17 protein-coding genes are annotated in these 24,460 nt (G+C 57.4%); all 17 read left to right on the top strand.

Annotation, left to right across the window (positions count from 1 at the left end; genetic code table 11):
• Positions 1-47: 47 nt before the first annotated feature.
• The 17 genes from ACOTTU_RS18365 (at position 48) to ACOTTU_RS18285 (ending at position 24,454) form a co-directional block, all read left to right on the top strand.
• Positions 48-620 (top strand): DUF4255 domain-containing protein, encoded by a 573-nt coding sequence (locus ACOTTU_RS18365; RefSeq protein WP_425660070.1) that lies wholly within the window; start codon positions 48-50, stop codon positions 618-620.
• The gene (locus tag ACOTTU_RS18360) at positions 620-1,360 is read left to right on the top strand and encodes a hypothetical protein (RefSeq protein WP_425660069.1); all 741 of its coding nucleotides are present in this window, start codon (positions 620-622) and stop codon (positions 1,358-1,360) included. Before ACOTTU_RS18365 ends, ACOTTU_RS18360 begins: the two co-directional genes overlap by 1 nt.
• A gap of 13 nt (positions 1,361-1,373) precedes the next feature.
• Positions 1,374-3,548, top strand: a complete 2,175-nt coding sequence (locus ACOTTU_RS18355; protein ID WP_298922123.1) for a cadherin-like domain-containing protein — start codon at positions 1,374-1,376, stop codon at positions 3,546-3,548.
• A 20-nt stretch (positions 3,549-3,568) separates the two neighbouring features.
• Complete coding sequence (locus ACOTTU_RS18350) at positions 3,569-4,027, top strand: phage tail protein (protein WP_298922124.1); 459 nt, start codon at positions 3,569-3,571, stop codon at positions 4,025-4,027.
• Between the two features lie 6 nt (positions 4,028-4,033).
• Positions 4,034-4,489 (top strand): phage tail protein, encoded by a 456-nt coding sequence (locus tag ACOTTU_RS18345; protein ID WP_298922125.1) that lies wholly within the window; start codon positions 4,034-4,036, stop codon positions 4,487-4,489.
• Complete coding sequence (locus ACOTTU_RS18340) at positions 4,486-4,662, top strand: hypothetical protein (RefSeq protein ID WP_425660068.1); 177 nt, start codon at positions 4,486-4,488, stop codon at positions 4,660-4,662. The genes ACOTTU_RS18345 and ACOTTU_RS18340 overlap by 4 nt, the downstream gene beginning before the upstream one ends.
• A 3-nt stretch (positions 4,663-4,665) precedes the next feature.
• The gene (locus tag ACOTTU_RS18335) at positions 4,666-5,358 is read left to right on the top strand and encodes a LysM peptidoglycan-binding domain-containing protein (RefSeq protein WP_425660067.1); all 693 of its coding nucleotides are present in this window, start codon (positions 4,666-4,668) and stop codon (positions 5,356-5,358) included.
• 9 nt (positions 5,359-5,367) lie between these two features.
• Positions 5,368-7,131 (top strand): phage baseplate assembly protein V, encoded by a 1,764-nt coding sequence (locus ACOTTU_RS18330; protein ID WP_425660066.1) that lies wholly within the window; start codon positions 5,368-5,370, stop codon positions 7,129-7,131.
• Positions 7,132-7,144: 13 nt separating this feature from the next.
• On the top strand, positions 7,145-7,435 hold the full coding sequence (locus ACOTTU_RS18325; RefSeq protein WP_298922129.1) for a PAAR domain-containing protein: 291 nt from the start codon (positions 7,145-7,147) through the stop codon (positions 7,433-7,435).
• Positions 7,436-7,873: a GPW/gp25 family protein gene (locus tag ACOTTU_RS18320; RefSeq protein WP_298922130.1), complete on the top strand. Its 438-nt coding sequence runs from the start codon at positions 7,436-7,438 to the stop codon at positions 7,871-7,873.
• Positions 7,870-8,796: a hypothetical protein gene (locus tag ACOTTU_RS18315; protein WP_425660065.1), complete on the top strand. Its 927-nt coding sequence runs from the start codon at positions 7,870-7,872 to the stop codon at positions 8,794-8,796. The genes ACOTTU_RS18320 and ACOTTU_RS18315 overlap by 4 nt, the downstream gene beginning before the upstream one ends.
• 133 nt (positions 8,797-8,929) lie before the next feature.
• Positions 8,930-12,880, top strand: a complete 3,951-nt coding sequence (locus tag ACOTTU_RS18310; protein ID WP_425660064.1) for a hypothetical protein — start codon at positions 8,930-8,932, stop codon at positions 12,878-12,880.
• Positions 12,877-13,722 (top strand): hypothetical protein, encoded by an 846-nt coding sequence (locus tag ACOTTU_RS18305; RefSeq protein ID WP_425660063.1) that lies wholly within the window; start codon positions 12,877-12,879, stop codon positions 13,720-13,722. The genes ACOTTU_RS18310 and ACOTTU_RS18305 overlap by 4 nt, the downstream gene beginning before the upstream one ends.
• Complete coding sequence (locus ACOTTU_RS18300; protein ID WP_425660062.1) at positions 13,719-15,908, top strand: hypothetical protein; 2,190 nt, start codon at positions 13,719-13,721, stop codon at positions 15,906-15,908. The genes ACOTTU_RS18305 and ACOTTU_RS18300 overlap by 4 nt, the downstream gene beginning before the upstream one ends.
• Complete coding sequence (locus ACOTTU_RS18295) at positions 15,905-19,792, top strand: contractile injection system tape measure protein (RefSeq protein ID WP_425660061.1); 3,888 nt, start codon at positions 15,905-15,907, stop codon at positions 19,790-19,792. The genes ACOTTU_RS18300 and ACOTTU_RS18295 overlap by 4 nt, the downstream gene beginning before the upstream one ends.
• Positions 19,785-21,146 (top strand): ATP-binding protein, encoded by a 1,362-nt coding sequence (locus tag ACOTTU_RS18290; protein ID WP_425660060.1) that lies wholly within the window; start codon positions 19,785-19,787, stop codon positions 21,144-21,146. Before ACOTTU_RS18295 ends, ACOTTU_RS18290 begins: the two co-directional genes overlap by 8 nt.
• Entirely contained in the window at positions 21,143-24,454 is a 3,312-nt protein-coding gene (locus tag ACOTTU_RS18285) for a hypothetical protein (RefSeq protein ID WP_425660059.1), read from the top strand. Before ACOTTU_RS18290 ends, ACOTTU_RS18285 begins: the two co-directional genes overlap by 4 nt.
• Positions 24,455-24,460 lie beyond the last annotated feature (6 nt).

The raw sequence follows: 24,460 nt of genomic DNA, 5'->3' as shown, positions 1-24,460 counted from the left end.
CATACTGACCCGACAATTTCTAATCCAGTGGTGGACTTAAGTACCCAATGATCGATCAGGCGCTCCAACTTGTACGTGATCGGTTGAACGATCACCTCAGGACACATTTTTCGGTGCCAGAAGACTTGGTTAGCTTGTCGCCACTGACGGACGCGGAAGGCAAGCTTGCTCAGGCCGCGCGCAACCGTCTTGTGGTCTTCCTGACCAACATCGCACATGACGCGGTTCCGCGATCGCGGCGTGATGGCATTGCCGGGCAATTGAGCCAAGCGCCGCCGCTGCATATGGACGTCTATTTCATGGTGGCCTCCGGGCATGACGCAGATCTTTACGGCGAAGGGCTGAAACTTATCTCGGCTGCCTTGATGTTCTTTCAATCCAAGCCGGTGTTTACGCCCTTGACCACGCCCGAGATGCCGCTGGGGTTGTCGCAGCTGACCGTGGAGGTCAGCAATCTCAAGACCGAGGAGATCGCACAGGTCTGGGCAAATCTCGGGGGGCGCTACACGCCGTCGATCATGTTCAAGATGCGTTCGGTCTTGATCGACGCAGGCGCAATCACCAGCGTCGTACCATTGATCACGGCACCCTCTCAGCGCACTGAGCCGGAATCAGTCTGATGGGTTACTCCGAAATACTACGCCTCACGCTGAACCATGCCTATTTTGGGAACGATGTCCCGCCGTTGAGTGTGTCGCCAAGTGATCCACGCGCTTTCGACCTTGCAGGATGCCTGTTGCGTCAGCGCGGTGCAGTGACCCTCATTCTGCTAGATGACGATCTTGAAGAACGCCCGACGCATGTCGCCTTGACGCTGTCCGCGCAGACCCCACAGGTGATCGAGGTGACCAGAGATGCAGTGTGGGGTGCTGCCGTCCCCTTAACGGTTTCTTTGCAGGCTGATACGGTTCGGTTGAGCGATGCTCCGGCACCGCTGGCGTCGGAGAATGCGCGCTGTTTTGAAACCTCTTTGGCACATCTGGAAATTGAGATTCCCACAACTGGCCGGCGCGATGTCACTTTCTCCCTGGAGGCGATTGATGCGCTTTGGGCCTATCATCTTACCGGGGCAGACGGCCTGGAGGGGCTGGAAATCATCGACAGCGCCGGCGACGTCACTTTCGAAGACCTCGGTTTGCGCGAATTGCCGGATGGCCGTCCGGTGCGGGTCATCAGATCAACGCAGGCGCTGGCGGCGCGGGCCAGACCAGATCAGCGGTTTGCCCTGCAAAAGACCGGTCCTTTTGGACCTGAAACACTGATCGCGGTGCTGCCCGCTGCGCGGTCCCCATTCAAACCCATAACGGAAGCCGACGCGTCCATGCGTCTGCAATCCGATATTTTCGTCACGCTTTGGTAAAGGAGAGCTGAAAATGGCTATGAAGACCCCCGGTGTATATATTGTCGAAAAGAGTGCGTTTCCCAATTCGGTCGTTCAGGTGGCCACTGCGGTTCCGGCCTTTATCGGCTATACCCAGACAGCAATAAACGGAAACGTTTCGCTGGCGGGAACACCGTGGCGGATCACATCCATGTCTGAATTCCACAGCTACTTTGGGGGTGCGCCAGAGCCGGTTTTCGAGATCAAGCCCTTTGCAGAATTTGACGGGGTCTCGCCGCTCTCTGCGGATGGCGCTGACAAGAAACCGACCATGCCCCGCGCGATCTTCACCACTGTCGGCCCGCGCGGACCGGAGAAATTCGAGCTTGTCCAGAAAAATACGGCCTTCGCGCTCTACGGGGCGATGCGCCTCTTTTTCCAGAACGGGGGTGGGGCCTGTTATGTAACTTCCATCGGCTCCTATGACGACGAGATTGACGCCGACGCGATGCTGGCGGCGATCGCCCGGCTGAAAAAAGAGCCCGAACCAACGATGGTGGTCATTCCGGAAACCACACGTCTGGTGCGGCAGAATGCGGTCAAGGTCCAGCAAGCGATGCTCAAGCATTGCGGCAACGACATGAAAAACCGGTTTGCGCTGCTGGACATGTCGGGCGGGTATCTGCCGCAGGCTGATCCTCTGGGCAATCCGGTCGCAACCTTCCGCAATGACATCGGAATCAACAACCTTGATTTTGGCGCGACCTATTATCCATGGCTCGACAGTTCGATCTATCAGTCGCGCGATTTCACGTTTGAAAACATCGACCCAGGCAGCCGGAAGACCCTGATTGGTCTGATGCGCCGGTCGGTAGGCAAATCCGATGATCTGCGTCAGGAGATCGAGCGGATTTCTGCGCCGACGGTTATGGGCGATTTCACCTTGTCGGTCCCCAAAGGCGGGACCATTCCGCTGACCACAACGGACATCACCGCCACGGACGATGAAAGTGACGCCACGGGGCTGACCTACACGGTCGAAGGTGACGAAGAAACGATGGCGGGCAAGCTGGTCAAAACCGGCACGACCGATGCCGTTGCCACATTTACCCAGGCGCAACTGGAAGCGGGTGAGGTCAGCTTCATTCATGATGCCGCTAAGGGAAGTGTTGGCCAGTTTGATCTGGTCATCAGCGATGAAAACGAGATTGCCACTGATGCGCTGACCATTGGGGTCGAGGTTGTCGGCGGATTGCTGGATGCGCCCGCCGTGGCCGCCGGAACATCGGTGGTTGTCGATGTGCCCGCCGATCATCCGGATGGCGACAAGGCAACTGTCAAATTGGTCGATGCAGACAGCGAGGGTGGCAAGGCCAAGGCCGAAGAAGGCGTCGGGTCGTGGAAAGTCGGCGCGGGTGGCAAGGTCACCTTCGCCCCTGATCCTGCCTTCGTGGGGCCGGAAGCCTCGGTGAGCTACACCATCGAAGTGGCTGGCGTTGTTCAGCCGCCACAACAGATTCGCATCCTGATGAACGACAGTCAGGACGGCGTTGAGGCGGGCGGGCCATCGGCGACCACCATCGACAAGACATTGCGCGCGGTGGTGCCGCTTTATACGGAGGTGATGAACGAGATCACCGGCTATATGAACTCCATGCCACCTTCTGCGGCCATGGCGGGCATCTACACGATGGTCGACAACAGCCGTGGTGTCTGGAAGGCACCGGCGAATGTCTCGCTGAATTCCGTTGTGGCGCCCATGGTCAATATCAGCCATGAGGAGCAGGAAAACCTCAACGTTTCCACCACTGGCAAATCGATCAATGCGATCCGACCGTTTGTGGGCGAGGGCACGCTGGTCTGGGGTGCGCGCACGCTCGACGGCAACAGCCTTGACTGGCGCTACATCAACGTGCGCCGGACCATGATCATGATCGAGGAATCGATCCGTCTGGCGTCCAAGGCCTATGTATTTGAGCCCAACACCGCGCAGACCTGGGTGACCATGCGATCCATGATCGAAAACTTCCTGACGTCGATCTGGAAACAGGGCGGTCTGGCGGGCGCTGTGCCGACGGATGCGTTCTCCGTGCATGTCGGTCTGGGCGAGACCATGACCCCGGTGGATATTCTGGAAGGGATTTTGCGGATTACCGTGCTCGTGGCCGTGACGCGGCCTGCGGAATTCATCGAGATCACCTTCCAGCAGCAGATGCAGAAATCATAAGTTAGAGAGGATATTCAGACATGGCAGACGACGGTTCCGCACAAACGCAGGCCATATGGCCGCTTCCCAAGTTTCATTTTCAGGTCAAGTGGGATGATACAGAGCTGGCCTTTCAGGAGGTCTCCGGCCTCGACATCGAAACCCAGCCCATCGAGTACCGGGCGGGCAACAACCCGGTATTCTCGACGATAAAGATGCCGGGCATGATCAAGACCGGCAATATCACCATGAAGAAGGGTGTTTTCGCCAAGGATAACGCGATCTGGGATTGGTTCGCCGAGATCAAGATGAACACGATCACGCGCAAGGCGCTGACGATTTCGCTGCTCGATGAGGGTCAGAACCCAACCATGGTCTGGAAGGTGCAAAACGCCTTCCCGGTCAAGGTCACGGGGACGGATCTTAAGGCCGAGGGCAATGAGGTCGCGGTCGAAAGCATCGAGATCGCGCATGAAGGTTTTGTCATCGAGAACGCATAATCCCACATGAGCGACTTTGATCTGCCCGTCGCCTTCCATTTTTCGGTGAGTTTCACCGGATCCGGGCCTTCCATCTCTGACGCTGCCTTTCAGGAAGTGTCAGGGCTGGAATCCTCCATCGAAGTGGAACCGGTCGTGGAAGGGGGCGAGAACCGTTTCGTCCACCAACTGCCCAAACCCGCCAAGCGCAACAACATCGTGCTCAAACGGGGGTTGACTGAATCGTCCAGCGATCTGGTCAAGTGGTGCAAGAACACGCTGGAGGGAGATTTCGCCAAGAAGATCGAGCCCAAGAACTTGGTGATCTCTTTGCTGGACGAAGAAGGATCGCCGGTCGCTTCCTGGTCGGTGGGTAATGCCTATCCGGTCAAATGGTCGATGAGCGGGTTTGATGCAATGAAAAACGAGCTGGCCATCGAAACCATCGAATTGGCCGCCACAACATTGAAAAGGGACACATGATGGCGATTGAAATCGGATCGCTTGTGGTCAAGGGCCACTTTGGCCCCAAGCCGCGCAATGCGGATGCGGAGCGCAGTGACATGGCGCGGCAACTCGCTGAGCTGCGCCGGGACATTCTGGAGGACGTGCGCGAGTTGATCGCAGATACCAGTCCAAGGATGCAGGACCGCTAAGCCATGGCCAAGCTGAAGATCATCCGCTGCAAGATTCAGAACGGTCAGATCAAGGAACAAAAAGGGGCTGCCAACACCTTTGAAGCCACGATCAATCCGCAGGATTACTCCCATACCTTTGGCCTGAAATATTCGGGCACGGGGGAGGGCAGCAGTACGGCGGGCGCTTTGGGTAAATCCGCGCCGGTGGCCAAATTTGCCAGCTCTGAGCCGGAAAAGCTCAATTTCAGTATCGTTCTGGATGGGACCGGCGTTGTGGCGGATGCGGCAAACGTTACGGTTGCCGAACAGATCGATAAGTTGCGATCAATTGCCTACGACTATGACGGCGATGAGCATGAGCCCACGCCGGTCAAAGTGCTTTGGGGAAAGGGGCTGAAGGCGTTTTACGGTCGCCTGACATCGTTGAGCGTCGACTACAATCTCTTTCACCCCGATGGGTCGGCCCTGCGGGCCAAGATCAAGCTGGATTTCGTAGAGGCGAAGACCGATGCGGAGGAAGCACGGGAAGCCAAACGCAAATCCCCCGACATGACCCATGTGGTGAGGGTACAGCAAGGCGACACCCTGCCGCTGCTGTGCCAGCGGGTCTACAAAGATGTCACGAAGTACCTTGAGATCGCCCGGATCAATGAACTTGACAGTTTTCGGGACCTCGAACCCAACACGCTTTTGCGCTTTCCACCGATGCGATGAGGAGCGTTGATGGCCGCTAGTCCAATTGATAATGCCGATGGGCCGCTTGCAATCACCGTCAAGGTGGACGGCTCCGCCATTGCGGATGAATACCAGATCGCGAGCGTGAACGTTGATCTGGGCGTGGGCCGCATTCCCGAAGCGCAACTGGTGCTGACGACCGGATCGATCGCAGAGAATGAATTCCCGGCCTCCGATGGCGACGATTTCAAGATCGGCAAAGATATTTCCATTGCCGCAGCTTACGGGAGCGGGAGTGATCAGGAGCTTTTCAAGGGGCTGATCGTCTCCGTCCGGATGCGCATCATGCGAGGGGCTCCGAAGCTTGAAATCGGCTGTATCGATAAGGCGGCAAAGCTCACGCACACAAGGAAATCTGCGCAATACGCGCAGAAGAAGGACAGTGACGTGATGAGTGAGATCATCTCGGATGCCGGGCTGACAGCCGACGTCACGGCGACAACAGATATTGCGCGGGATATTGTGCGATATGCCTGTACGGATTGGGGATATCTGCGCAGCATCGCGGATCGCTCCGGGCATATTCTGACAATTGCAGACGGTACTGTCACCTCAGCCCCACCCGATGACAGCGCCTCGGCGGTTCTGACAGTGACGCTTGGCATGGACATGATCAGTTTCGATTCAACCGTTGGCGCGCAATCGTCACTGAATGCCGCCAAGGCTACGGCGTGGGATTCCAGTGCTGTGGACGTGGTGTCTGAAACAGGCACCGATCCGGCAGCGGGGCAATGGGGTACCTACAAGCCAAGTGATTTGGCAAAAGTGCTCGGGTCACGCGAACATGCGATTTCAACCGCCACTGAAATCCCCTCCGCCGATCTCAAGACCGCAGCAGATGCCCGAACGATGCGCACGGCGCATGCGGCCATTCAGGGAAACTGTGTGTTTCAGGGGTCTGGTCTGGCGGTTCCCGGTGCCACGATTGAGCTTAAGGGCCTGGGCGACAGATTTGGCGGCACGGCTCTGATCGGTGGTGTTAAACAGCGCATCGACGAGGGCGGATGGACGACGGAAGTTCTGCTTGGTCTGCCGGACACGTGGAATGTGGATTCTGGTGTTTTTGCCGGAGAAAGTGCCGCCAGCCTCGCGTCGCCAATCCATGGGCTTCAGGTCGGCAAGGTGATGCAACTTGATGAAGACCCGGACAGCAAGCTGCGTATCAAGGTGTCGCTGCCTCTTGTGGCTGATCCGGCACCGGAGGTCTGGGCGCGCTATGCGCAGCCCTATGCCTCGAATACGGCCGGCATTCAATTCATGCCCGAAATTGATGATGAGGTGTTGGTGGGGTTTCTGAATGCTGATCCCAATGCGCCGATTGTCCTGGGATCGCTGCACAACGGCACCAACGCACAGGTCAACACGCCGACGGCGGACAACTACATCAAGGGTATCTACACCAAAGAGGCGATGAAACTGGAGTTTGATGAAGAAAAGAAGATCATCACGCTTGAAACGCCCGGGGGTCACAAATTGACCATGGATGATGATGCCAAGACCGTCACACTGGAAGATTTGACAGGCAATAAATTGGAGATGGCCGAAAGCGGGATCACCATGAGCAGCCCCGGCGATATCTCTCTGTCTGCAGATGGTGCCATCGACATCGCCGCCACGGGGGACGCCAGCGTCAGCGGCATGAACGTCAATGCAGAAGCGCAAACGGGGTTGACTGCAAAAGGGTCTGCCTCTGCCGAAATCAGCTCTGGCGGTCAGACGACCGTCAAGGGCTCAATCGTTATGATCAACTAGGAGAACGGACCGCATGCCCCCCGCTGCCAGAATTACAGATATGCAAACCTGCCCGATGGTGACAGGTATTGTCCCCCACGTCGGGGGGCCGATCATCGGGCCCGGTGAAGCTACTGTGCTCATCGGCAGCATGCCTGCGGCAATCGTGGGGGATAACTGCACCTGCGTCGGTCCACCGGCGACCATCGTGAAAGGGTCGGCAACTGTGATGATCGGCGGCAAGCCCGCGGCGCGGATGGGGGACACCACATCCCACGGCGGCAGTATTGTGGCCGGTCTGCCAACTGTGATGATCGGGGGATAGATGGCCGACGCTGATCCTTCTTTTCTCGGGCGTGGCTGGGCGTTTCCGCCCTCCTTTGACGAGGGTACCGGGCAGGCCAGAATGGTGCAGGCCGAAGAGGACATTGCCGAAAGCCTGCGCATCCTGATGGAGACGCGACCCGGTGAGCGGGTGATGCACCCCACGTATGGCTGCCGATTGCACGATCTGGTTTTTGAACCGATGGACGGTGAGACCGAGGCAGAAATCGAAGTGGCGATTTCGCGGGCGATCTTGTTCTTCGAGCCGCGGATCAAGTTGGGTACGATCCTGGTGGACATCAGAGACGCGCTTGAAGGCCATCTTAGCATCACGTTGAACTATACCGTGGTGGAGACCAACGAGCGGAACAATATGGTTTTCCCCTTCTACATCACCGAGGGCACGCTGATTTCTCAAACCCCGGTTCCTGCCGCATGACCGGCTGGGGTAGATATGTTGTTGTGCCGCTCGTGACCGGCACGCTGGTCGCATGCGGTGCCGTTGAGGCCGTGCAGACCAGCAAGACATTCGAACTCTTGGGTCTGGCGCCCGATGAGCCTTGTGTTGTGACGAAACGAGAAGGGCGCAGGCTCGCAGGGTCCTATCTGCGTCAGGTCGCGGCGTCCGAGGGCAGCGACGTTTTCTTCGTGACGGGCAAGACATCGCGCAAGGGTCTGCCACGCAATCTGAATTTCAGTGATCTCACCGTGCGCCGCATTCGTCCAACGGATGACGGCCCGCTGGAAGGTTCGCGACGGTCTGTGGCAAAACCGATTGAGGGTCTTGGCGTCGATGGGCAACTCCCGGCAGCCTACACGATGTCATACCGGGCTGAGCGGATTGACTATGAGGGGCCGGTTGTCGTGGGCCCGAGCCCCACAGGCTTCGAGATCCCCACAAGCGGTCGTATCGTCTACTCGGGAGATGTGCAATTGACGCTGGCAACCTCACCCGGCGATGGCGCAACCTCTTACAAGACGGAGATGGCAAAATTTACCGCGATTATCGGTTATGGCTCTCAGCAGGCCAGCTTCAAAATCGATACCTCCGGCACAGACCTTCCCTTTGCAGGCGTGCAGTGGTCACGTCTGGGCATTTGTGGCACGCGGGTCACCAGTTCTGGCATGGGGCAAGTGCTTTTTGTTCAGCCGGATGGTGGGCGGCAGGTCCCGTTTCAAAGCGGTCGGGATCAAACGCCGATTCGCGCGTTACTAGAATCATCACAGTTTGCCCGTGAAGATCGACCGGGCCCACCGGATAGTTTTGGCGGTACATTCATTGTTGCCGGCGATACCGGAACGCTGACGGGGGTCTTCATTGCGATACAACCAGAAATAGAAGGAAATCCAGAACCGCTATAGCCTGCCGCAGGGTGTTTGCCTTGCGTTCGTGAAGAGGCCGGATATTCTTTGCTGGCCTCAATGAGTACTCAAATGGTTGCGTTGATTAGTGTTTTGTGGCCCGGGGTGGCCGTGTTTTTAAAACCTGCCAGAGGTGTGGAAAGCTGCCGTGCATCGAAAATGGGACGATATCCTTGTGACGCCAGGATCGCTTTGCAGCGATCGATTGCCGGCTGCTCTTGCGCGGGATCGTAAAGATTTGCGTCCTGACAGTCTCGCGGAAGCCTTTTGCAATGCGGGCCGAAGACTACACGCAGAAGATGCAAAGCGACATCGTCGAAAACGGGTGGACGGTCCTTGGGTGCGGCTTTTCGCGTCGGAACCCGCCTTCGTTTATTCGGAGCTGATTTCGTTCAATGTGCGACACGCGGCCTTTGAGTTCGACCGGGCAATGGAAACGGACCCCCAATCGGCTTCCAAGTTGATCTCGCAGCTGTCCCGTCGACTCAAAGACTGGATCGAGCGCTTGCCCAATGGCCATTCGTCACCATTCTCCAAGCAGGTTCAGCAGCTCAATGCCGAAGCCGATCTGATACCAAGTCTGGCCAAGCTGACGCGAACAGGGCCTGCGGGAATGTTCCGGGTTGTGCAAAGTATCACGCCCGTCATTAGCCGCCCTCGGGGAGACGCCTTGCAGCAGGCGCGCGCCTTGGTGACAGCCTATCGGTCAACGCACGCACTGTTGCGCAATGCGGTGGAGACCTTGCGCCCCCATGCAATTGCGGCCTTTGAAAAACGCATCACTTCCGGAGATATGGACCCGGCTCTTGGTCTTCTTGTCGCCGAGCTGCGGACCGCCCTGCATGTGGATGCCGTCCTTAACGAAGTGACAGACCGTTTCGTCCGTTTCTATTACGAAGATGTTGTCGGACAGAGCCCTGCCGCAGCTTCGCCCGAACGTGTGCTGCTGCATCTTGCATCGGGCAAACAGTCGATGTTCCTGCCGGAGGGAACGAAACTGACCGCGCGCAAGACGGACAACTCGGTTCAGAGTTTTGCGACGGAAGCACCGGTGCATGTGAGTTCTTCTCAAGTGCAATCGATGGCCACGCTTACCTTTGAGACGCATCCGCAAATTTCATTCAATGCCGAGCTTGGCGGTATCACCGGAATGCAGGTCACTCGTCTGGGCACGGGGGCACCGGGGGCATCTGAACAGGTGGAAGGTGCTGAGCCGGGCCTTTTTTCCGGGGGCACGCAAGTTGCGGGCCAGATGGGCCTGGACATCACGTCGCCGATGTTGGCCCTCGCGCAAGGGACGCGGCGCATTACCATGTCTTTGATGTTTCAGCGTGCTGCGGGTTTGGCAGCACTTGCTGCACCACTGGTCAAAACACGCCCGCGAAATTCGCAAAGTGACGTTCCTGAATCCGAGTTGCTCGCCGCGCTGCAGTCAGATCCGGATTTGGTCCAGATTTTCATCCCGGGCAAACTGGAAGCTGGCGCTCGCACGATCGCCAGCAAAGTCGAGGAACTGGCCGCTGAGCGAGCTGAAAGCCCGGGTCTTGTCAGTATATATGAATATCTGGCGAGCAAGATTGAGAGCGCGGCTCAGCTACGTGTACTTCTGGGCCGGATTGTGACGCTGTGTCTGATCGAACGCGTTCCTTTCCCGACAGGCGCTTTTCGCAGCATCCTGAGCAACAAGATCGAAGCTTTCGAAAAAGAGATGTCCGGCGAAGTCCGCACCAACGTGAAATCGCTCGATACGCCGCGATCCATGATCCTCGACGTTTTTGCACCCGGCGTGGATGGCGCCGTCAGCCTGACCCCTGAGGATATGTTCCAGAAATTGCTGGGGGATGCATTTGACGTCACAATCAGCACCCCAGACGGCCCGATTGCTGCCTCCGTTACACAAATTCTACCTTCTCCCAAAGCCGGTCGCGCAGGGATTACGATTGCATTGGCGCTCGCGCCTGGCATGCCCGCAATTGCCGCGCCCGAAGGAGCGAAATCGCCTACCTTGTCGCTGCGCAATGCCGCCAACCCGCGCATCTGCCCGATTTCATTTTTCGAACGCTACACATTGGAATCAGTCGATTTCGAAGTTGAAGTGAGTGGCATGCGCAAGCTGCATGCGTGGTCCGATGATGGGCCTGTTGTGACCGACCAGACCTTCTTTCCTTTTGGCGCGCGGCCGCAGGATGGCGCGACTTTTCTGGTCGCAAGTCCTGAGCTGGCACAAAAACCGGTTGTTCACGTCGACATCGACATGACCTGGGCGGAACTGCCGGATCGTCTGGGTGGGTTTGAAGCGCATTATGCAAATTACGCGGGCAAACCTGATGTGCCTGAACCGATGTTGGGCGTAACCTATCTGAGCGGGGATGGCTGGAAACCTGTTACCGACGATCCGCTGCCCCTGTTCGAAACGCTCCCGGTAACCGGGGAACTGACACCCGAACGGAAATTTGGTGGCAGGATCAAGGGCCATTCGGTGAGGGCCACCGGTCGCATGACGCCGGAAATGTTCAGTTCGCGCCAGAGCCTTCGGGCAGGTGCGGTGCGTTTGACACTTTCCGGCACAGCGGGTGGATTTCATGCCGATCAATATCCGATGGCCCTGGTCGAAGCGATGCGCCCGCGTCCGCTTTCGTTCAGGGAACGGAGAATCCCTCCCGCACCATTCGTGCCAAAAATCGACGAATTTTCCCTTTCCTACACCGCGCGGTCGTCGATCGAGGTTAATGCCCCCGATGCAGCAAATCCGGGTGAGAGGATCGTGCAGTTCGGTCCCTTTGGTCAGGTCGAAGTATTCCCTAACCGGATGCTGCGCGAGATCGGGCTTTTCCCGCCACGTCTGGGCTACGGACATCTTTTCATCCAATTGGCGGGTGATCAGGCGACGGGACCGGTACCACTTTTGTTTGATATGGCGGAGAGCGGTCATTTGCGACTGGTACCGCGGCCCAATCCGGTCAAATGGTACTATCTCGCGGCGCATGGCTGGCGTGAGCTTTCTGATACCGCAATTTCTTCGGATTCCACCGCAGGGTTGATGCGTTCCGGGCTGGTCATGGTCGACCTGCCGGAGGATTCCATCAATCACTCGCCGGAAATGCCGGAAGGGGGTGTCTGGATTGCCGCCGTTGCGACCGAACCTGATCTGGACGGTTTCCCGGCGCTTTCCGACCTGAAAACAAACGGCGTCTGGGCGCAATGCACGGATGGGACGTATCATGAGATGGAACGGAACCGCGTCTGGACTTTTAATCCGGCCCAGCCCGGTATTGCGGCCATTACCGAAGTGCCGACGCCCGCAGATGTACGCCCGCCCGAGCACCGCGACGCCTTTGTTGCGCGGGTTGGCGAACGGCTCCGGCATCGCAAACGAGCGGTGACGCCCTGGGACATTGAACGGCTGGTTCTGGACGCTTTCCCGGAGGTCTGGATGGCCAAATGCCTTGCCGGGATGAGCCGAATGTCACCTGATCCTGCTCCGGGTAAAGCCACGCTTGTGGTGGTCCGTCAGCCACCGAGCGAACCCTCGGCGCAGATGTTCGACGTCAGTACCCTGCAACGCATCCGCGACTATATTGATGACCTCGCCCCGGAGTTTGCCGAGATCGAGGCCGTCAACCCAACCTTCGACCGTTTGCATGTCAGGGCGAAACTGGCCTTCGACCCTTATCGTGATGACGGAGCCATGGCGCAACGCCTGCAACGGGACCTGCGCCGCTATCTCTCCGTCTGGACGGCGCCGGAGACGCTTGGGCGTTTTGGCTGGTCACTCAATCTCAAGATGCTCAATGCGCACATCAATGATCTGGAATATGTCCGCGGCGTGACCGATTTTTCGGTGCTGCATCTGTCTTCCGATGACCAGGGGTCCCATGTCCTGCTTGATTCCGCCCAGGATGACTGGCGCGGGAAAATAGGCACAGTCGTCCGGGGCTCGCGTCCCTGGAGCCTGCCGCTGTCGGCGGCAGAACATGCGCTGACCGTGGTGGACGCCACACAAAAAGAAGCACCGATCCAAAGTGGAATCAGCCGACTGTCTGTCGGCGGCACGTTGATTGTCGGTCAGAGGATACCGTCGTGACAAAACAAGATCGCACCACTCTGAAATCCTTCTTTCGTGACGGCGCATTGCCGACCGCCAAGGAATACCGGGACTTGATCGACAGCAGTGTAAATCAGGTCGAAGACGGGTTTTCCAAGACCCCGGGGGATGGCCTGCAGCTGAACTCTGTCGGCACCTCTTTGCGTGTCATGAGCCTTTACAAGGGTCTGGGCGCCCCCAATCCGTCCTGGGTCATGGAGCACGGCAAGTCTGAAGGCGCGTTGCATCTACGCCCCGAGCAGGGGCTGTTGCCGCCAACCGGGTCTGCGCCTCAAGGTAGTCCCAAAAAGGCGCTCGGCATGTGTTTCACCCCGGACGGGCGCGCCGGGATCAATACAGACGCCCCGGACTGGCGATTGGATGTGGATGGTGTGGCCAAGATGGATGGGCGGATCGGCGTAAGCTCGCCAGATATCCCGCATGTCCCGGCAGATGGAAAATGGCATGATATCACGGCCGATATCACCGGGTGTCAGGCCTTTGAAGTGATGGCTGGCGTCGGGGGTACGCCGCGCACAGGTCGGTATTCTATGCTGCATGCCATTGCAATGAATGCATTTCATCCGCGCAATCCCATTCTGAACTGGCTGTTCAAGCGGCGTAGCATCAAGGCACAGACAGCGGTCTACGGTAGCTACGCAGATCGGTTGAAATTGCGTTGGGTTGCGGGGGAGGGGCGGCATTTCTTCAAGCTGCAAATCCGGTCCAACGCCCGTTTTGGCAAAGACACGGTGATCCGCTACTCGTTGACCCGCCTGTGGTTTGACGCAACAATGGGCGGATCGCGGGGCGAAGGTGATCGCGACGAGGGATTGTTGTGAGCACGCCCGCGCAAACAGATTTTGAGAACCTGCGCGCGCGGGCTGTGCACTATGCGCAGCAGGCCTCCGGCAACATCTGGACCGACTTCAATCTGCACGATCCGGGCGTGACCCTGCTTGAACAGACCTGTTTTGCACTCAGCGAACTGGGCTATCAAGCCAGACATCCGATCCGTGACATCCTTACAGCTGACGATGGGACGCTGCACTATCCTGATCTGGCGTTATACGATCCGCGGCTGGTGCTACCGGGTGATCCCGTTACGGACCTTGATCTGACATCTTTCCTGTCTGATCTGCCGGGCGTGTCGCGGGCATGGGTGCGCCCGGGGTTTCGTACAGGGCTTTACAACGCTGTGGTCATTCCGGCGGATCAGAAGGACCTTGATGAAACCGCGCTACGCGATCAGGTCGCAGGAATATTTGCCGAGAAACGACCTCTGGCCACCGATCTGGACAAAATTGCCATCGCGCGGCATCGCGATACGGTGCTGAGCTGCACCTTGCACGTGACGGCCACCGCAAACCCCGAACGGGTTGCAGCGCGGTTCTACTATCATGTTGCCGCTATTTTGCGCGGGCGTCCGTATCAGGCCGCCAGCAGCCAGGCCGCCACACGGGAAGACGTCTACAACACGCCGGAGCTTTTCTACCGCCCGCCAGCAGAAACCACCGATACTTTGCCGGAAATTGATGCGCATCTTTCCCGCCTTCGCGCGATCCTGGGTATCGTGGATATTGGCGAACTGGCTTTCCGGGAGCTTCCTGCGGAGGATGCGGGTGCACCTCTGGATCCGACCTTTCCAGCCCTGGTTTTGCCGCATGCTGCCGATGAAATCGAGGTTGAACTTTGGATCGGCGACAATCGTCTGACGCTGGACCACAACCGCATTCATGAGGAATACATTCGCGTCGCGGCTGAGAATATATCGCGGGCGCATCATCATCTTGCCGATGCGGATTGGTCGGTGTTGACGGACGGTCGCCGCCGTAATTTCAGCCGCTCCCATGTCGATGAAATGCTGCCTGCAATCTATCGGATTTACGGTTCAACAACGCGTCAGAACACAAGTATTCGCGGCGCGCAAAGACCAGATGGGCGTCTTGACTCACAGATGAGCCAGTATCGCACGGCCATAGATGGGCAATTGCAAGCCATGAGCGATGCCCTGGCCGCCGTGCCGAAGCTCTTTGACGCAGATACCGATCAGGGATCGAAGGACCCGGCACTGCATGCGCAGCGACTAGAGATCCTTGATTTGCTTTTGGCTGTTCATGGCGAGACGCTGCCAGCAATCCGCCACACAGGATTGCACTGCTATCGAAGCATTGCGTCGCGTCAGGACTTCGAGCTTTTCTGGCGATTGCACTATCTGCGCGCATTGCCTGCCCTGAACGCGGCCCGTGGCACCGGGCCGATGGCCGCGCAGCCGGGCGGTTTCATGGCGCGGCTGGGTCTTCTAGCCGATATTTCCGTGCAGACCGAAAGACCTGCGACGAAAATGATGTCCGACTTGGGATGGTGCCTCGATGCAACGGCAACAGAGGTTCCGCCTGATTTTCCGCGACGTGATTTGTTGATGCCGGTCAATCCTTTCGAGATGCTGGTGCCGCGTGATGATGATGTGGAGCATTTGGATGAGGCTGCGTTTCGCGCGACCGCATGGTGGGGTCCCGATGGTGTTCTGACACCTGAAACTTTCCAACGTGCGGCAAATGCTGATGCTTTCGCAATCACGCCCGTCAGCGGTGGTCGCTGGCAGGTGATATTCGACAGCGGGCATGCTGACGCGGTGTATGCGGTGAAAACCACAGAGGACAAATCGGAGGCCATTGCCTTCGTGAACGAGCTGCGTGCCACCTGGAACGCGCTGCATGAACAGTCGGAATGTGCTTATCTTGTCGAGGACATTCTTTTGCGGTCGTCGGATGATGATTTTGCGTCAAACAGGTGCACATTGGTTCTGACGGGGTGGACGGCGCGGACCACGCTTGACAGCTATCGAACCTATGTCTCTGAACTAGTGCAGCAATTGGCACCGTCGCACGTCGTGATCGACCTGCTCTGGCTCGATTTCCCGCAGATGGTGACCTTTGAAAATCTGCGTGTAGCTGTGGCACAGTCGGACTCTCCTGATTGCAGTAACCTGAAGGCGTTCCTGCGGGATCTCAGGCAAGTGACATGATCGCACACCCGGCTTCATATGAGGATTTGGCGTCACCAAAGCGGCACGTCATTGGTGAATTTGTCACCGCTTTCTCGGTCATCGGCGAAGAGAGCCCATTGGGATCGCCTGAACGCCTTGCACAGCTTGTGAAAACAGAGCTGTTACCGGCGCTATCGGAGGTCTTGGAGGCAGACGCCTATATCGGATATTCCGCCGAGATCGAAATGCTGGAACTGGACCTGGGACATTGGTCAGCAACGCCGGATTGGGCGGAGGTGCGGAGCGTGTTCCGCGCGCAACTCATTGCGGCCCTTGCACCCTATCTGAGGAAAATTTCGTTTGGAGCGATCCAGAACCCGCCAATTGAAGATCGGCCGGATGGCCGCCAAATTGAGCGGGGACCAGAGCGCGCTGATCAGGTTGGCCGGAATGCAACCTTGACCCCTTCCAAGCGTCACCCGGTGCCAGGTTTGTCAGGGGCAAATGACGCTGACCGGAGCAATCGAATGGTGCGTCTGGCAGCATTTCGGCGTCTTCGAGCAAATACGCAGAGTGATGTGGTCACCATGTTGCGCGACACATATCGCGGCGCGCCTGATTTGATCGAGGCGGCTTTGAAAGCCCTACCACATGGTAACCATCGCGAAAGTCTGGCGGGCCTGGTTTCTGGTAACGGGACCAATCCCGTTTTGTCAGGCGAGATTACGCGCCTTAAGGAGGCGATCACTGCCTCCTTTCTGGCATCTGGCCACTCGCGAAAAGAAGCGACAGGCCATGCGTCCAGCTTGATTGCGCGGATATTGTTGCACCCGGCGAGTGCTGCTTTGGAGCCCGATGCATCATCTTGGCACCAAGCATCGCCATTACCCGACGGATCCAAACCAGAAGCAGTGCGCGAAAGGGTGACAGCTGTCGTAACAACGACTTCACAGGGGGACCGGCCCGTTGGGGATGCAGTTGTCGCGAGGACAAAAGAAGACGCAAAGCAAGAGGCTTTGGAGTCGGGAAATGCGGATGCGCCAATCTCCGGGTGGTCGTTTTCCGAGGCGGGCGTAGATCAACTGCGTCAGGAGTGGCAACACTTTCCGTCCCGGGTACTGGCAAAATTCGAAACGATGCCGATACCTGAATTGGTGTCGATAGTGACATCTCTTGCTCCGCACAGAAACTCCGATTTCGAGAAGACTATCGAAACACTTGCGACAGAAGCCGCCCGCCCGTGTGATGCATTGTTATATGTCTTGCGATCACAGTTGAGCGGCAACCCGATCGACATGGAACTGGCCCTTCAGGCCGGCAGTCACCCAGGCAGGACCGAAACCGATCCCACTGATCACCGGGATGGTCATGATGATCTATCCATCGCAGGACAAATATCAAACTCCTATCAGGCCAATGATCCTGGCGTGGCGTCTGAACCTGAGCGCGATCCGTCACCAGTATCCAAGGCCCGTAGTTGGCTGGACGTGCTCAGCGCTTTCGGATCGGTGCAAAAGAGCGAGGTAGGGCTTGCACATGACGTGATGCTCAGATCGTCTTCACAGACTGACCAGACTGACCAGACTGACCAGACTGACCAGACTGACCAGACTGACCAGACTGACCAGACTGACCAGACTGACCAGACTGACCAGACTGACCAGACTGACCAGACTGACCAGACTGACCATGTCAATCTTCCAATGAATCCGCCTGTTTGGATTTCACGGCGCAAAACTGCGCCCGGACCTGGTCAGTTGAAAGAAAGAGGGGGCGAACAGGATGTTGCGGCACCTCCTGAGCGGAATAGATCGGAGGGAACGAGCCTGGCAGATCAGGCTTTTGATGCGGCAAGCAAAGAGGGTCAGAGGCGCAACGACGCTGGTGCGAACCGAGACACGCAACCTTCGCAGAGGGATGAGCCGGGAAACTCGGATATTGTTTCAGGAGAAGATAGCGGCGCTGGGACGCGTGCTGGCGTGTCAGACGTTTCCGGGGAGGCGCAGAAGATAGCCAAGCGGGAGAGCACAGATCTCTCATTTGCCCGCACCGAAAATGCTGAGGATGCTGACCACGCGCAGGCTGACGCTTTCGACCGATCATTCAACACCGACCAATCAAAGAACCAGCAAGAACGCGATGCCGTTGAAAGTGATTATGATCGGGATCCGACGCTTGACCGGTCTAACCGGCAGGTAAAAGGGTCTGTTGGGTCCGGGTCCCCTGAAATCGATTCCCGATCTGAAAGGAGAGCTTCCAGGGACGATCCGGAACGGGGCCAGAAACCGGATTTGCAGGATGTAACGGATTCGGAACCCGGGCAGCTGGATGGCGCGACACCGGAAGCTTCGGCGCCAAACCCGGGACGCATAAAACCCGGGACTGAAGTCGAGGAAGACGTCAACTTGGATCCCGCAGCGTCGGGTGGTGGGCACCTGCCGGGTGGTGATCTTCCATCAGTTGAAGGCCAGGAAACGCCTCTTGCGCCAATGTCATCAAAGGAGGTTTCCGCTGAGCCGGTACCCACCGTTACTTCGGAGAGACAGAAGGCAGAGGCGTTGCTGAAAGCGTCGCAGGCGAAGAGCGAGGTAAGAGATCAGCACGTTGCTTCTGATGTCGGGCAAGGCGGGGAGGGGGTTCTTTCTGAACGATCTGTTGATACCAACCGTAGGTACGCTGAAAACGCCACACCCGCCGATGATCTAGGTGGCAACGACGCCCCGCTGTCGGTAACCGAGGAAGGAGGCACGATTGGTTCAACACCTGCGCGTTCTGCTGATCACGCTGGTCCGCCAAGGGCTGACCAGACAACAAGGCCGCTTGCACCGAATGATGACGGATCAGACGCGACACCGATATTCCGCACTTCCCAACCTGTGAGTTCTTCTCAAACGAGGCCTGATGCGACGGATACGCTGCCTCCAGATTTTCCGTCGTCCGAGGATGTCGTCGATGCGCTTGTTGAGGCAGCATTCGGAGCGCACGCACAGGATTTTCGCGCGACCGTCGCCGCAATATGGTCGGCTTTACCGCAAGCGGCAAAAGACGGCTATGGAAGGTTATCCATCGAGCATGAAGCCGCGCAGGTTCTGAGCGCTGCCGAACTTGAATGGGAAAAACTGGGCATCGAAGACCGTCTGCTGCTCGACATGGTCGCGCAAAACGGGGTGGTGGACAGGGATCTTCCACATTTTGTCAAAGATCTGCTGCAACTGATCGCACCAGAACAGATGGCGCGGAACGCCTTGTTGCGGTTGTTGGTTGTACGGGTTGGGTACGCTTCTGGTGAAGTGCCGCCGGCGTTGCGGTATCGGTTGAAATCCATTCTCCAACAGCTTCTGGATGCCGCAACACCAGATGTTTCCAGCGATCAAGCGACTCCGAGAATACCGGCCAATCAGGCTTCGCAACATCAATTGCTAACGGCCCATGCCGGGCTGATCCTGTTCCACCCTTACTATAAGATGCTCTTTTCGAGGATGGATTTGCTGACGTCCAAGGATGATTTGTTGCCTGATCAAATTAACCGAGCCGCAGCTGTCCTCAATGCCCTTGCGGGGGTGAATGACTTGCCCGGTCCCATGGACCCGTTGCACCGTGTTTTGTTGGGGATGCCTGATGGCATGGAAGCGCCAGTTCCTGACGAATTGTCAGTTGTCGAACTTGATCTGGTCGACAGTTTGATCCGTGCTGTGATCGATCAATGGGCGAGGCTGGGCCAAACCTCCCCGGCCGGTTTGCAGGAGGCATTTGTCCGGCGCGGTGGTCAGCTTCATTTTGATGACACCGGCGCTCATCTTCGGGTCGATCCCGGGCCCTTTGATGTGCTGCTTGACGGGTTACCCTGGTCGCTGGGTCCGACAGTTGCGCTCCCATGGATGCCGACCCCCTGCCATATTCGCTGGAGGGATAATGATGCCTAGCGCCCCCAATCTCGTTGAGCTGAAAGGGAATGCGACGCCCCATGCTGTGGCTGTCGAAGCGGAACTGGCGTGGTTGTCGCAGGTTATCGAGACGCGGCTTTCCCATTTCTTTGATGCAACGGGGGCTGCATTCGTTATGCCCTCACCTCCGCCGCTTCGGCCCGGCTCGGCTTTGCGGGACCTGGTCACTGAAAACCGCTTGAGCGTTGGTGAGCGCTTGGTCATCGCTTTGGCGATTGCACCGCATGTGAATTCAGCGATCCTCGATCCGTTCTTTGTCAAAAACGCGGCGATCGACCGGGCCTTTTCACAATTTGGCGGGCAACATAGCGGGGCAGGTGGGTTTCAACCAACCGCAGAGACGGCGCTGTTCCTGCTTGCTGGCGCGGAGACTTCGGACCGCATTGCGGCCATGGCAATTTTTGAGGCGGATCGCCCGCTACGAAAACGAGCAGGGATACTGCTGGGAACGGCGGGTCCGGAGACCAAGGCGTTTGGGAACCTTCTGGATATCTCGGTGCACCGGCTGGTGGCGTTGTGTGAAGGCTCCCCGCCGCGCCCGGATTTTTCACCGAGTTTCCCTGCGCAACGCTTGCAGACAAGCCTGGAATGGTCGGATCTCGTCTTGCCCAGAGATTTGCACTACGCCTTGGGTCACGTCATCGCGTGGCTGGAAAACCGGGAAAAAATCCTGTCGGACTGGGGTCTGCACAAGCAATTTGGCAAGGGTTTCAAGGCACTTTTTTATGGCCCGCCAGGGACGGGAAAGACGCTGACCGCCTCCCTCTTGGGAAAGCGCACGGGCATGGATGTCTACCGCGTGGACCTGTCGATGGTTGTGTCCAAATACATTGGCGAGACCGAAAAGAACCTTGGTCTTGTGTTTGACATGGCGGCTGAACGGGAATGGATATTGTTCTTTGACGAGGCGGATGCCCTCTTTGGTGCGCGCAGTGCGACCTCTTCGTCAAATGACCGATACGCCAATCAGGAAGTGGCCTATTTGTTGCAGCGGATCGAAGATTGCGAGAGCCTCGTGATCCTTGCCACAAACCTGCGCAGCAACATTGATGATGCGTTTTTCCGCAGATTCCAGATGTCCGTTGGCTTTGTTAAACCGGATGCCGGGCAGAGGCTTCAAATCTGGCAGAACGTGCTGGCAAAGGTTCCGTTGGCGGATGATGTCGATGTCCAGAGAATGGCCCGTGATTACGCTCTGGTAGGCGGATCGATTTCCAATGTTGCCCGCACCGCTGCTATCACCGCTTTGCGTCGCGAAAGCGCAACCGTTGCGGCCGAAGATTTCAAACATGCCATCACGACCGAGATGCGCAAAGAAGGACGTACGTCATGACGATTATCAGACGTTTTCTGACCCGTTTTTGGGTCGTTGCTGCCCTTGCGATTGGAACACCGGTGGCAGCCTTGGCCAATTGTACCGACTTTCAGACTCTCGGGAATGAGGCATTCGAGGGATATGACGTCGGCACCGTCCAAACTGGTCTACGCGCCGCACTTGAGGATAGCAACGCACGTCTGAAAGACGGGTTTATGGGTAGCGTGACCCGCGCTGCCCTTGTGAAGCTCTGTGAGGATGTGCCGCGAAGGGGGAATGGCCCGGATATCACTCAGACTCTTGATTTAGCAACAGATTACGGCGTTCTCTCCGGGCTCGTTTCCGAATGGCGCAGTCTCGTATTGTCGAGCGATGTGATTTCCAGCCTGGCGCAGTCGAATGCTACGTCGCGGCTGGCGCTTCGGTTTGCGGCCGGGCCGCAGGTCGCATCAGCAGCCCTGACGGGAACCACATCCATTGCGGATTGCAATGCATTGAGCACGACAGAGGCCCTTTCACCTGAGGTTCAGGCAGCGCTTGATCTTCTGTCCGGCCCTGATCTTGGCTATGCTCTTGTCGACATTTGTACGGCTTTCCCGATTGCTGGCACTGGCGAGGATTTCCTGTCAGCAATGACGCGAATAGGTCAGATCGACCTCACCATGCCCGGCGGCGTAGATGATCTGATGTCGGACGCTTTTGGAACCTGGCTTGGGCAATCGGCGGGAGACAGGCTACCACGCCTGTTGGGATCTGTTCCGGCCGTGCTGGCACTGCTCAAGGAGTATGATGATAGCAAACTGACCGCCCCCGTCGTGGTCGATACGCCCGTACCAGTCGCCAAACCGGCATCCTGCACGGTTCATGCTGTTGACAGTTCGACACGTTACTTCGCGTTTTCGGAGGATAATCTGAAGGCGCTTACGGAAAACGTTGATGTGCAGACAGCATTTGAAGCTGTCAAGGACATGCAGTTTGCAAGCGCGCAGCAGTTATGGGCAGCATTGCAGGTCAATTTGCAGGGTGTGCTTGATCAATGCACCATGGACCAGATCAAGGAACTGGTCATCGGCCCGGAATTCCTGCCCAGAGCGTTCCTGATAGATGAAAACGCCACCAAATCTCTCAGCTTTATCGACCAACTGCAGGACGTTATGCCCGTGGTCGAACCCTTCATCGGGCGTATTGCCCCGGATGAAGAGACATTGATCTCCGGGCTCACCGCCGCAGTGACGGGACAGGTGACGCTGACGATAAACGAAGAAGTCGAAGTGGCCGCAACGACACTTGCTGCGGCTGCGGAGCCGGTTCCTCCGGTGTTGGACACCTTGCCCGAAGGTGTCCCGGAATATGAATTGCCTGAGCCACCGGCGACGATCGGAGTTACGGATGCCACAGATTTGGCCATCGCCAGCACGGTTCTGAACGACGCATTTCGGGAAGCGCTCGCAACGAGCAACTACCTGCCCGCGACCCAGCCTGAAATCCTGAAAGGAGATGTGCGCCGCATTCTACGCCCGGTCGCCCAGGAACAGATTGCCGCAGAAGTTGCCGATAAGATGGCGCAGATCGAACCGGTGATCACGTCTACATGGTCCCTCACACCCAGTCTCAAGTCCAGAATTCTGGACTTGCCGGATGTCAGCGATCTGGTGGATGACCCCACCAGCGACGACCTTGCGACACGGCTTAGATCATTGGTGGGTGTCGAGTATCCGTCAGCAAGGCTGTTTCAATCCGCATTAAACGCCGTGCCCCCTGCGGAAGGCGCGGACCCCTCGGAGCCGCCCTTGTCGGAACAACTGGTCGCCGCTGCTGCCGCATTGGCGCAACGCGAGGTCCCTGACAAATTCAAGGAACGTGCATTTGGTCCTTTGGCGGCGCCCGATTGCGGATGCGTTCCGAAAAGAGACGACACTGCAGAAGTCTATGGGTTCTACCCTTTCTGGTTCGCGCCCCTCAAAGATGCACCGCCCCCGGACGACAGCGAAGACGCCCCACCTGCGCCGACCTTGCAACTTGTCGATTTCGAATTGATCAGCCGTCTCGCGTTCTATGGAATGGAGATGACCTATGCCAACCCCGAAGGCGATGAAACGACGCGAAACCTGTCCTTGATCCATCGAGATCGTTGGATTGAGGCCCGGCGGAGTTTTGTGAATTCGGCGCACCGGCATCGTGCCAAAGTGGATGTGGCGTTTGATCTGCGTGACTGGTCCAACTGGACGGCAAGTGAAATTGATAATGCCACCACCGAAATCACCAAACAGTTGCAAGCCTTTGAGCGTATTCCAACTGAAACGGTGGCAGACCTTCGCGCCGCGCTGCCGACGCTCTTTGATGCGACCTATCCCGACGGTGTGACGCTGGTTTTTGAAAACTATGCAGACAAGACGATGGCTGATCTGAATGCCCAGAACCTGATCGATATCGTTCGCGCAGTGCACGCCAAGTTACCGCAGCCTGAAAACCAACATGTCAACATTGCGCTCGATTTTGCCCTGATCGACATCCCCGGCCAAGAACCGGTGTTGAGCAATCTCAGCGATTTGCTTTTGACCGGCCGGTCCTTGGCGCAGAAACGTGTGGAGGGTCAGGAAGAAGGGCAGTTTTCCCGCAAGGAACAGGAAGAGGCAAAGATCGTGGACAAGATTCTGATCTTTCTGGAGCGCCCAACGACGGAAACGAAAAAGCGTCTGCGCGCCGGCATGGATCGCAGTGATTTCCGGGGTAAGGAGCGCTCGGAAATCCTGCGCAGCATCATTCCGATTGTCCCCCCCAGCGGGCATGAGTTCGTATTTCAGCGCCATCAAGAAAGCGACGTTACTGACGAAGAGGCGCTGAAATATTCGCAATTCGTTGATGACGTAATCTATTTTGAAGACAACTTTTCGGGTATCGGGTTCTGGCCCGTCCCGCGCTTGGCAGATACGGATATCGCCACGATCAAGGCAACAATCGCCGGGGACTGGAACCTGCACAGCCTTCCCAAGGAGCTCAGCACAATTCGGGTTCCGCTGGAACAGGTCTGCACATGGGCTTGCCCGAACCGTGCCTATATTTCGCTGATCGCGGCGGCCCTCTTTGTTTTTGTGCTCATTCTGACGCTGCGGTCGTTCTATAGCGGCGCCATCAATCAATTGGCCTTCCGGCTTGGTGTTGTCTGGATCGGCATGGCCGCTGTGATCGCGATGTTGCTGATCCTGGACATTTGCGACTACCGGTCGTTCTGGCCACGCATCTTCGTGATCTGGTTAATCGCCGTTCTGGGGCTCATCATCGGATACAATTTTGTGCAGCGGGTGAAAAACGGGCCGAAACCGTGACCGGGT

The sequence above is a fragment of the Roseobacter sp. EG26 genome, from assembly GCF_049830555.1.
Classification (GTDB): domain Bacteria; phylum Pseudomonadota; class Alphaproteobacteria; order Rhodobacterales; family Rhodobacteraceae; genus Roseobacter.
The sequence above is the reverse complement of the archived record's forward strand: the minus strand, read 5'-3'. Positions and strand labels throughout refer to the sequence as shown.